Annotated in this window: 11 protein-coding genes; 3 read left to right on the forward strand and 8 right to left on the reverse strand. The window is 63.1% G+C overall.

The window, feature by feature from the left end:
• Positions 1-127: 127 nt before the first annotated feature.
• The 5 genes from ACESL8_RS00865 to ACESL8_RS00885 form a co-directional block, all read right to left on the reverse strand.
• Positions 128-625, reverse strand: a complete 498-nt coding sequence (locus ACESL8_RS00865) for a hypothetical protein (protein WP_372914935.1) — start codon at positions 623-625, stop codon at positions 128-130.
• A gap of 116 nt (positions 626-741) precedes the next feature.
• A complete protein-coding gene (locus tag ACESL8_RS00870) occupies positions 742-1,962 on the reverse strand; it encodes an argininosuccinate synthase (RefSeq protein WP_372914936.1) in 1,221 nt (406 codons plus the stop codon).
• Positions 1,963-2,507: 545 nt separating this feature from the next.
• Positions 2,508-2,783 carry a hypothetical protein gene (locus ACESL8_RS00875; RefSeq protein WP_372914938.1) on the reverse strand — a complete coding sequence of 92 codons (276 nt, stop codon included), beginning with the start codon at positions 2,781-2,783 and terminating at the stop codon, positions 2,508-2,510.
• 513 nt (positions 2,784-3,296) lie between these two features.
• Complete coding sequence (locus tag ACESL8_RS00880) at positions 3,297-4,793, reverse strand: S10 family peptidase (protein WP_372914940.1); 1,497 nt, start codon at positions 4,791-4,793, stop codon at positions 3,297-3,299.
• Positions 4,794-4,847: 54 nt separating this feature from the next.
• Positions 4,848-5,135 (reverse strand): hypothetical protein, encoded by a 288-nt coding sequence (locus ACESL8_RS00885; protein ID WP_372914942.1) that lies wholly within the window; start codon positions 5,133-5,135, stop codon positions 4,848-4,850.
• A 99-nt stretch (positions 5,136-5,234) separates the two neighbouring features.
• On the opposite strand from ACESL8_RS00885, the gene ACESL8_RS00890 reads away from it, so the two are divergent.
• Positions 5,235-5,645, forward strand: a complete 411-nt coding sequence (locus ACESL8_RS00890; protein WP_372914944.1) for a hypothetical protein — start codon at positions 5,235-5,237, stop codon at positions 5,643-5,645.
• On the opposite strand, the gene ACESL8_RS00895 is transcribed toward ACESL8_RS00890, so the two are convergent.
• Positions 5,623-6,324, reverse strand: coding sequence for a hypothetical protein (locus tag ACESL8_RS00895; RefSeq protein WP_372914946.1), 702 nt, complete (start codon positions 6,322-6,324; stop codon positions 5,623-5,625). The genes ACESL8_RS00890 and ACESL8_RS00895 overlap by 23 nt on opposite strands.
• Complete coding sequence (locus ACESL8_RS00900; protein WP_372914948.1) at positions 6,321-7,004, reverse strand: DJ-1/PfpI family protein; 684 nt, start codon at positions 7,002-7,004, stop codon at positions 6,321-6,323. The genes ACESL8_RS00895 and ACESL8_RS00900 overlap by 4 nt, the downstream gene beginning before the upstream one ends.
• Positions 7,005-7,164: 160 nt before the next feature.
• Here ACESL8_RS00900 and ACESL8_RS00905 point away from each other — a divergent pair, with 160 nt between their 5' ends.
• Entirely contained in the window at positions 7,165-9,069 is a 1,905-nt protein-coding gene (locus ACESL8_RS00905) for a potassium transporter Kup (RefSeq protein WP_372914950.1), read from the forward strand.
• An 83-nt stretch (positions 9,070-9,152) separates the two neighbouring features.
• Positions 9,153-10,154, forward strand: coding sequence for an NADP-dependent oxidoreductase (locus ACESL8_RS00910; protein ID WP_372914952.1), 1,002 nt, complete (start codon positions 9,153-9,155; stop codon positions 10,152-10,154).
• A gap of 56 nt (positions 10,155-10,210) precedes the next feature.
• Here the strand turns inward: ACESL8_RS00910 and recR are convergent, their stop codons facing one another.
• Positions 10,211-10,807: a recombination mediator RecR gene (gene recR, locus ACESL8_RS00915; protein ID WP_372914954.1), complete on the reverse strand. Its 597-nt coding sequence runs from the start codon at positions 10,805-10,807 to the stop codon at positions 10,211-10,213.
• Positions 10,808-11,010: the final 203 nt, after the last annotated feature.

Here is an 11,010-nt window from a genome sequence, read left to right on the forward strand (position 1 = left end):
AAACCCCGCCCGTCAACCCGCAAACCTCAATCGCCTCTAGATCCGGATCATCCCCGGCAATGAAGCAGCGCGACCGCCAGCTGCCCAAAATCTAATTCCTGCCCCTCGGCCGCCAATCAGCTGAATTTTACGGGCTAAGCCAATTGCGGGTTCCGGCAATATTTTCACTGTAGGCACCAAGCGTCGACAAGCCGGTGTAATCGCCGGGGTTGCATTGGCCGGGATCAAAGCCGGTCAGGCAGGCAAATCCGGTGATATCGGTCGTCTGCCCGAAATTGGTCGTCCAGATGAAACGGTCCGTGGTCGCGTCGCGCTGGTTGCCGCTGACATCGAAGCTCAGGGTGAGCTGCCGACCGGCAAGATAGTTTATCGTGTTGGTGGTCAAGGACCCAGGGCCCGGCGTGCCGTCGATATCAAGGCATTTGCCAGCGTTACCGACGCAGTCGATGCTGAAATTGCCGCTGGTCACCACATCCACCGTCCCAGTGGTCGTGAAACCCGGCACGCCGAGCGCCGGAATCCCCTGCGGCAGCGAGTTGAAGTTCTGCGAGAACAGCACTTGGGCAGCACCAGGCGACGCCGCAAAGGCAAGCGCTGCAGACACGAGAAGAACATTGAGGCGCATGGCACACTCCACAACTAGGCGCGGACACCCCCGTGGCGCCGCCTACAGCTTACGTGCCATACGATAAATTAATTGTCTATCAACATTTGCTAATGATTCGTTAACAATTTGGCTATTCAAAGCCCATCTCGGCGCCCAAACAGCCGCAGCCGCAGCGCGTTCAGCTTGATGAAGCCCGCCGCGTCGCGCTGGTCATAGGCGCCCTTGTCATCTTCAAAGGTAACAATGCCCGCCGAATACAAGCTGTAAGGCGACTTGCGCCCCACCACGCCCGCGCTGCCCTTGTATAGCTTGAGGCGAACCGTGCCGGTCACCTTGGCCTGGCTGTGATCGATCGCGGCCTGCAACATCTCGCGCTCGGGGCTGAACCAGAAGCCGTTATACAGCAGCTCTGCATATTTCGGCATCAGCTCGTCCTTCAGATGCGCGGCACCGCGGTCGAGCGTGATCTGCTCGATGCCGCGGTGCGCGATGTGCAGGATGGTGCCGCCCGGCGTTTCATAAAGCCCGCGCGATTTCATGCCGACAAACCGGTTTTCCAGCAGATCAAGCCGGCCGATGCCGTGGCGCTTGCCCAGATCGTTCAGCCGGGCCAGCAGCGTGGCAGGCGACAGCCCCTCGCCATTCACGGCCACCGCATCGCCGCGTTCAAAATCGACGGTGATAACCTCCGGCGTGTCGGGCGCGTCTTCCGGGCGATCGGTGCGGCTGTAAACATGGTCCGGCACCTCTTCCCACGGATCTTCCAGCACCTTGCCTTCGCTGGAGGTGTGCAGCAAATTGGCATCGGTCGAAAACGGGCTTTCGCCGCGCTTGTCCTTGGCCACCGGAATCTGGTGAGCTTCCGCAAACGCAATCAGCGCCTCGCGGCTGGTCAGGGACCATTCCCGCCACGGCGCGATGATGCGGATATCGGGAGCCAGCGCGTAATAGCCCAGCTCGAACCGCACCTGATCATTGCCCTTGCCAGTGGCGCCGTGGGAAACGGCATCGGCGCCGACCATCTTGGCAATCTCGATCTGTCGCTTGGCAATCAGCGGCCGCGCAATCGACGTGCCGAGCAGATACAGCCCTTCATACAACGCGTTGGCGCGCATCATCGGGAACACATAATCCCGCACGAATTCCTCGCGCAGATCGTCGATGAAGATGTTTTCCGGCTTGATCCCCAGCAGCAGCGCCTTGGCCCGCGCCGGCTCCAGTTCCTCGCCCTGCCCCAGATCGGCGGTAAAGGTGACGACCTCGCAGCCATATTCGGTTTGCAGCCATTTCAGAATCACGCTCGTGTCGAGCCCGCCCGAATAGGCCAGCACCACCTTGTTGATCGAATCAGCCATTTTCGTTCCCCTGCGTTGTGCGCCCGCGACTATTTGCTAAGCTCCCCCAACGCAAGCGGAGGAAACGCCCAAGGGAACCACGATGCCCGATACACCCAAGAACATTGCCAACCAACGCCGACGTGGCACCATTGCCCCGCCTCGCCTTCTCCCCGCGCAAGGCCCAGCACGTCGTCTAGCGGCCTCCGGCGGGCAGGGACTCGTCCCTGCACCCATTTGTTCAGGAGCACCCCTCATCCTCCACACGTCACCCGGGACTTGATCCGGGGTCCAGCTTGCGCTGATGCAGAGCGAACACCGTGCAATTTGGTGCACTATTACCGAAATTCCCGGCCATTGCCCCGCTGCGTGACATGATGTGCCACACCGGGCACCACATATCGCGCCAACCAAGCCATGGCCGGACACTGTCACTCCAGCAGTGGAAAATCAATAAGGGCACTGTCACCGTAATTCGGTTCTCCAAGGCAGCAGCCTCCAGCGCGGCATGTTGCTTACACGTCATAGACGAGACGCCAGTTCACCAGTGCAGACGTCGCAGGTATTCAAATATCCACTCCACCGATAGCTGACCATTTAAGGGTCGGCTCGTCAAAAAAGCCAAAAACATACAGGAGCAAAATCTCGGCACCAAGCATGGCAATTCGAATCGTCGGGATAGCCTTAACGATTGTCGTAGATATTGCACCGGAAGTTTTTTCGAAATTTAGGAGGTATTTCTCGCTTGGGGGCGCGTAGATCGCTCGAAATTCAATATATTTCTGTAGTACAATGACGAACACTGGAACCAGGATCAAAACGAGAAGAATATCAGCTGTCATCAGGTCGGGCCTCGGGTGCTGCTATCCAGATTTCACGGGACACCGCGACCCCGTTGCAGGAAATTCCGGGGACATTATACTTAACTTCCGCCCTTACATCAGGCGACTGCAAGCCTGCATCACGCGACAGCAGTCTTGATCGTGCAGAAAGCTTGGCCCCGGATCAAGTCCGGGGTGACGCAGGAAAGGGGCGAACCACTTCACCCGTCATGCTGGCGCAGGCCAGCATCCATTGATGAGCCCGCGCACCCTGCAACGATGATGGCCCACGCGGCGCGGTGGATGCTGGCCTGCGCCCGCATGACGGCGGCTTGATGGTGAGGGACCGCCCAAAATCAAACGGGTGCAGGGGTCACCCCTGCCCGCCGGAGGCATATTTTGCCTGTGTTGGTTGGCCTCGTGGGCGCGGCTGGCGGCAGAGCCGCCGAGTCCGCTGGGGTGGGGAAGGAAGCCAAGAAAAGGTGCGGCGGAGTCCATGCACTGTGCTGTGCACTGTGCATGGCCCGCTTGGCCTCACTTCTGACGGCGGATGAAGTCCCTCAAGTCAGACGACAATTTCACCCGGTCGGCGGCGCGCACATACATCATGTGGCCGGCGTCGTAGTAATGGAATTCGGTGCGGCCCTGCGGCCAGCCGGGGCGGTTCATCGAATATTCGGCGAAGTGGAAGGGGGTGGCAAAATCATACCAGCCCTGCCCCACCCACACTTTGGTGCGGCTGTTTTCGCGCAGGGTGCGGGCCAGGCCGGGGGCGACGTTCACATAGCTATCGCGGCCATTGCCCAGCCGCCAATCCCACGCGCCAACGCCGCCGATCGACACATAGCTGCGATCGGTCTTGTACCCAAGATCGCCGCGCAGATAGGCATTCAACGCCGCCGGGTACGACGCATCGATGCCGTAGAAGCTGGGATCATTGTCCGGCCCCTCGCCGGCGCTGTCATAATCCTTGCCGGTGTAGCGCGCATCGAGGCGGCCAATCGTGAGGCCGCGATCACGCAGCAATTCCTTGTAGAACCGCCCCGGTGTCACCCGCAGATTGGCCTGCTCCAGATAGGTTTCCGACAAGCCGGTGAAGCGCGCCAATTGCTTGCGGATCGCCAGCCGTTCTTCGGCAGGCAGGCTGTTCCCCTTGATCAGCGCGGTGATGTACGCCCCGCTGGCAAAGGCGCGGGCTTCGGCCACCCACTCCTCGACGCTGGCTGGCTTTGGGCTGATTTTCTCGTGATACCAGGCGGCGGCGGCATAGCTGGGCAACAAGCCCATATATTGCATCTCGTTGCCTTCATCCTCCGCCTCCAGCCCGAAATCGAGAATGGCAGAGATCAGGATGACGCCGTTCAGCGCGACATCATTATAGCCCCGGTTCAGCTCATGCGCGACAGCGGCGGAGCGGGTGGTGCCATAGCTTTCCCCGCCCAGAAACTTGGGTGCGTTCCAGCGGTTATGCTCGTTGAGCCACAGCCGGATGAACTCGGCGACCGATTTGGCATCGCTGTTGACGCCCCAGAAGTCCTTGGGATCAGTCTTGCCCAGCGCGTGGGACCAGCCGGTGCCGACCGGATCGATAAACACCAGATCGGCCGCGTCGAGCAGCGATTCCGGATTGTCCGTGATGTCGTACGGCGGCGCGCCATCATCCTTGGCATCGGGAATATTGACCCGTTTTGGCCCGAACGCCCCCATGTGCAGCCACAAGCTGCCCGAGCCGGGGCCGCCGTTGAACAGGAAGAACACCGGGCGATTGGCTTCCGGGTTTTCTTTGAGATAGGTGGTGGAAAAAATGGCGGCGGTGGGCTTGCCGTCCTTGTCTTTCAGGAAGGTTTCGCCAGCGATGGCGGTGTAATTCATCTTCACGCCGCCAAATGTGCCGGCGCGCTTGGCGACGACGCGGTTGGGGGTGGGGACAGCTGCTTCGGCAGACTTTTCCACTGACTTGTCGGCGGTTTGGGCCATGGTGGGCGCGGCCAGCGCCGCAGCGAGCGCTATCAGCGAAACGAAACGAGCCATGAAAATCTTCCCCTTTACCCTGCAGGGGATAGCCGGAGCGGAGGGGGAGTTCAATCAGAAGGCGCCGGGTGGCGGCAGCGGCGGGCGGCGTGCAGCGTCCGGCTGCTGATCGGCCAGCTCAGCCGAAGCCGGAGCGGATTTCGCCAAACGGCCCACACCCCACGCACCCACCGCCATCGCCACCATTCCCAGCGGCGATACCCGGCGCAACACGAACGGCAGCGCGACGGCGGCAACATTGCCGATGGCGCCCAGATGCGAGCCCGACACGCGTGAGGCAATCTGGCGGCTGGCGGCGGCGGCCACGGCACGAACGGCAAAACTGGCAAGTGGGTTGGCCATGGGTCGGCTCCTTTTCAAAGGCAAGTACCCTCAAGGTGGGCGCCGCTGGCGTTGTCTGCAAGCCTCGCGCTGCACGGCTGGCCTTGCTATGGCATCACCATGCCGAACGCGCCCAGCCCTGCCGGCCTTTCCGCACCCGATGCACTGCTGCGGCTGTGGATCCTGGCCGAAGTCGCTTTAGCCAGCCTGAATGCCTGGCTGGGCTGGAAGATGCGCGACTGGCCCGCCGACCTGCCGGCGCCGCAACCGCTGCGCGCGGTTGAGATCGCCGAGTCCATGGTTTTGTTTGTGCTCGTGCCTGCTGCCGTGGTGGTGTGGATGCGCTGGCGGGCCGCGCGCGATCGGCCGCTCGCCGGGCTGGCGATCTTCTATGGCCTCGCGTCGGCCGCGTCGTTTGCGGCGTGGGCGCAGGCCGATAACGCCGGCATGGTGCAGGCGCTGCATTTCGTGGATGCCGCCATTTCGCTGGCCGGCACTGCGCCCGCGATCAGGGCGCTGCGCTTGCGCTGATCTTTGCGGCGCTGGTTGCCCCAGACAGCGTGTCCACCGCCGTTACCCAGGTTGCGCCTGCCGGCACGGCGCCGGCGAAACGGCCGGTTTGCCCCGCCCACTTCAGCGGCACGGCAGCGCCGCCCACCCACGCCTTCAACTCGAATCGCTTTTCATCCCACAGCGTGCCCGGTGCAATCGGGCAGCCGCACAGCATCGCCACATCGGCCACCACCTGGCCGCCTTCGCGCCCACCTTCCCTGTGCGCCGTCAACGCCAGGCCTGGCAGTTCCACCACCCAGCCATCGCCCACCACCGGCTGGCCGGGGATCAGCCAGCGGGTTTCCAGCTTGGAAACGGCAACGCCGGCTGGCTCCACCGGCCCCGTCACCAGCACCCGGACTTCCTTGGGTTCGCTGATGTCGATCGTGGCGGTGAACGCGGCGGTGTTCGCATCGGCCATCGCCGTGCCGCGCGGGCCGCCGTTCATGATCTTCGCGGTATCACCCGTGCCGCCTTCGATGCGGCCCTTTGCCAACGGAGCGCCGGTGGCGGCATCGGCCAGCACCACATCCACCCCGCCCATGCCGGTACCGATGAATTTCGCGCCCTGGCTGATCACCCGGACGGTCACCGGCGTGGGTGTGGCCAGCGCGGGGGTAGCCGCAATCAGGGCAGCCAGCACGACCATCGGTTTCATGATTTCTCTCCCATCAAGCGGGCGGCAGCGGCCCGCATTTCAGCATCGCGGTGACCCAGACGCTGCGCCGTCAAAGTGCGCACATTTGCAACGATGTCAGCCCGCGCCGTGGCCGGGGTGCCGCCGGGGCGGCGTTCGGGATCATATTCCAGCGCCAGCCGCAGCGTCGCCGCCACATCGGGCCCGTGCAGATGTTCCACCACACGAAACGCGAAATCGATGCCGCTGGTTACGCCGCCGGCGGTGATGAACTTGCCGTCGAACACGGTGCGTTCCGCTGCGAATTCGGCGCCAAACAGCGGCAGATAATCACCCCACGCCCAGTGGCACCCAGCGCGGCGACCATCCAGCAGGCCGGCAGCAGCCAGGATCAGCGATCCACTGCACACGCTGGTAATCCACGCACACCCCGGCGCCTGACCGCGCAGCCAATCCAGCGTTTCCGGATCGTTCATCACCGCCGAACAACCATATCCGCCCGGCACACAGATCAGATCATATTGCCCGGACCCGGCCAGCGTCGCCGTCGGCACCAGCGCCAGCCCGCAATCGCTCATTACCGGGGCCAGCGCGGCCGCAACATAATCCACGCGCGCGCCCGGCATCCGGCTGAGCACCTGCGCCGGGCCGGTGAGATCAAGCTGGGTCAGATTGTCGTACAGCAGGAACGCGATGCGCAAGAGGGCGTACTCCCTTTTACGATCATCTTAGTAGGAGCGCGGCGAGTGTGCCAGACCTGCGGCCACGGTGTTGGCGCCCAGCGCTACATCCCGGGCCTGCCGCATTGCAGCACCATCAGGCGTATGCTAGCGCGCCATCTTCATTTGAGTGGGCACTTCCATGTCTGACCACGCCGCGACGTCGCCATCTGCCGCCCAATCCCACGACCATCCGCAGTCGCTGCTCAGGCTGGCTGTCGGCGCTGTGGGCGTGGTGTTCGGTGATATCGGCACCAGCCCGCTCTATGCTTTCAAGGAAACCTTTGCGGGCCACCATCCGCTCGCTCTCAACAGCGTCACCATCTTCGGCGTCATTTCGCTGATTTTCTGGACGATGATGCTGGTGGTGACGCTGAAATATGTCACCGTCATCATGCGCGCCGACAATCGCGGCGAAGGTGGTTCATTGGCACTGCTGGCGCTGATTTCGCGGCTTTCCCCCGGCGACACCCGTTCGGCGCAGTTGATCCTGCTTGGCGTGCTCGCCACCGCGCTGTTCTTTGGCGATGCGATCATCACCCCGGCAATGTCGGTGCTGTCGGCGGTGGAGGGCATCACCGTGGTCGAAGCGCGCATGGAGGCGATGGTGCTGCCCATCGCCATCACCATCCTGGTGGCGCTGTTCTTTTTCCAGAGCCGCGGCACCGCCAGGGTTGGCGCGATCTTCGGCCCGATCGTGCTGGTGTATTTCGCCACACTCACCGTCATGGGCGTCGTCAATATCCTCGATTATCCCGGCATCCTCGCGGCGCTCAACCCCTATTACGCCGCCGCCTTCATCGCTGATGCGCCGCTGGCCGCGTTCCTCGCGCTGGGCAGCGTCGTGCTCGCCGTGACGGGCGCCGAAGCGCTTTATGCCGACATGGGGCATTTCGGCCGCAATCCGATACGGCTGGCGTGGTATGCGTTGGTGCTGCCCGCGCTGATGATCAACTATCTCGGCCAGGGCGCGCTGCTGATGGTCACCCCCGAAGCCGTGGCCAATCCGTTTTTCCTGATGGCCCCCGATTGGGCGCGGCTACCGCTGGTGGTGCTCGCCACGCTGGCCACCATCATCGCCAGCCAGGCGGTCATTTCCGGCGCCTTTTCAGTCACGCAACAGGCAATCCAGCTGGGTTTCCTGCCGCGCATGAAGATCGTCCACACCTCGGCGTCGGCATTCGGCCAGATTTACATCCCGGCGGTCAACTGGGCGCTGCTGGTGCTGGTGATGGCGCTGGTGCTGGGCTTCCAGTCGTCGTCCAACCTCGCCGCCGCCTACGGCATAGCCGTCACCGGCACGATGTTCATCGATACACTGCTGCTGGCCGTGCTGGTGCTCACCATCTGGCGCTGGCCGATGTGGTGGGCGGGGCCGCTGCTGGCAACATTTGCCGTCGTCGATTTTGCCTATTTCGCCTCCAACCTGACCAAGGTGCCCGATGGCGGCTGGTTCCCGCTGGTGATCGGCCTCATCGGCTTCACCGGGCTCACGACATGGTCACGCGGCCGGGCGCTGATGCAGGAACGTCTGCGCGATTCGTCGATGCCGATGGATGTGTTCATCAAATCCGCCGCCGCCGCTGCCACCCGCGTGGCCGGCACCGCGGTGTTCATGACCACATCGCCCGTGGGCGTGCCGCAGGCGCTGCTCCACAACCTCAAGCACAACAAGGTCCTGCACGAACGCATCATGATCCTCACCGTGGTGATTGATGAAGTGCCCTACGTGTCCGACGAAGATCGTATCGGCGTGCGCGATCTGGGCGGCGGCTTTTATCGCCTCCTCATCCGCTACGGCTTCATGCAGGAAATCGATATTCCGGCGGTGCTGAAAACGGTGGAAAACTGCGGGCCACGGCTGAAAATGATGGAAACCAGCTTCTTCCTGTCCCGCCAGACGCTGCTGGCCAGCGACAAGCCCGGCATGGCAATCTGGCGCGAACATCTGTTCAGCTGGATGATGCGCAACGCCGAAAGTGCGATGGACTTCTTCAAGCTGCCGACCAACCGCGTGGTTGAGTTAGGCTCGCAAGTCGAGATCTGAGGCCATGCCTGCTCCCCTCCCGCTTGCGGGAGGGGCCGGGGGTGGGCATTGCGCCTATGTTCACCCGTAAAGGAGCCTTCACCATGACCACTTCGCGCGAAATCCGCCTCGCCAGCCGCCCCGTCGGCATGCCCGTCGCCGAAAATTTCCAGATTGCCGCCTGCGAACTCGCAGAGCCCGGCCCGGGCGAAGTGCTGGTGCACAACAAGTTCATGAGCGTCGATCCCTACATGCGTGGCCGCATGGTCGACCGCGCCAGCTATGTGCCGCCGTTCGCCATCGGCGAAGTGCTGCAGGGCGGCGCCATCGGCGTGGTGGCGCACAGCAACGCTGAAGGGCTGAAAAAAGGCGATATCGTCTCGTCGATGTTCGGCTGGCGCGAAGCCTTCGTGGCTCCGGCCGCCGCGCTGGAAAAACTCGACGTGCCGGCGCGGGTGCCGATGGAAAGCTTCCTTGGCGTGCTCGGCATGCCGGGCCTCACGGCGTGGGCCGGCCTGATGCAAATCGGCAAGCCCAAGCCCGGCGACGTGGTGTTCGTGTCCGGCGCAGCCGGCGCCGTGGGCAGCATCGTGGTGCAAGTTGCCAAGCTCAAGGGCTGCACCGTGGTGGCGACCGCCGGCAGCGATGAAAAATGCGAATGGCTCAAAAGCGTTGGCGTCGATCATGCCATCAATTATCGCACCTGCGGCGATCTGCTGGCCGCCGTGCAGGCCGCCGCACCCAAGGGCATCGACATTTATTTCGACAATGTCGGCGGTGAGCATCTGGAAGTCGCCATCGAAGTTGCCCGCCCGTTCGCGCGGCTGATCGAATGCGGCATGATTTCTGCCTATAACGACACCGATCCCGCGCCCGGCCCGCGCAACATGATCCAGATTGTCGGCAAATCGCTGACCATTCGCGGCTTCATCGTCATGGAATTCGCCGGCCTGCGCGGTGATTTCATTGCCGAAGTCGGCGGCTGGATCCGGTCCGGCAAGCTGAAATGGCAGGAAACCGTGCTCGAAGGCATCGAACAGGCCCCGGCAGCGTTCATTGGCCTGTTCGAAGGCAAGAACACCGGCAAGATGCTGGTGAAGCTGTAAAAGCAGTTGCCTCGGGCGAGCAGGGGTCACCCCTGCTCGCCCGAGGCTCGTTTTGCCTAACCCACCGGGCGGCGGGCGTTGAGGGCGAGGGCCAGCGTGCCTTCGTCCAGCCAATCAAGCTCGCCGCCCATCGGCAGGCCTTGCGCCAACTGGCTGACCTTTACGCCGGTCGATGCCAGCGCCTCGGCGACATAATGCATGGTCGCCTGCCCCTCCATCGTCGCCGACAGCGCCAGCACCACTTCCTGCACTATGCCGTCACCGGCACGGGCCACCAGCGCCGGGATCGCCAGATCGTCCGGACCCACCCCGTCCAGCGCCGACAAGCGCCCGCCCAGCACGTGATAGCGGCCCGGAAACAGGTGACGCCCATCGAGCGCCCACAGATCCGCCACATCGGCGACCACACACAATAACGTGAGATCACGGCGCGGATCGCGGCAGATGGCGCACGGGTCGCTGGTTTCGATATTGCCGCAACGCCCGCACACCACGAGGTTCGCCGCCACCGCCTGCAGCGCTTCAACCAGCGGAAACAGCGCCACCTCGCGCCGCTTGATCAGGTGCAGCACAGCCCGCCGCGCCGATCGCGGCCCCAAGCCGGGCAGACGGGCAAGCGCATTGGTAAGCGCGTCGATTTCAGGAGAAGCCATGGCCCCTTATCGGTGAAGCTTTTTACCGGCGCAACCGGTCCGGTTTTTGACACGATTTCGGCTGCGGTCAGGCTTTGCGCGCTGGGCCATATCGGCTAGATCATGCGGCAACTTGTCAAGAACATGAATAAAGGGAGAGGCGCAATGACCGCCATTGGCCACGACAGTCTGAACAGCCGCCGCACGTTGACCGTGGGCGGCAA

Source organism: Sandarakinorhabdus sp. (genome assembly GCF_041689835.1).
Classification (GTDB): domain Bacteria; phylum Pseudomonadota; class Alphaproteobacteria; order Sphingomonadales; family Sphingomonadaceae; genus Sandarakinorhabdus.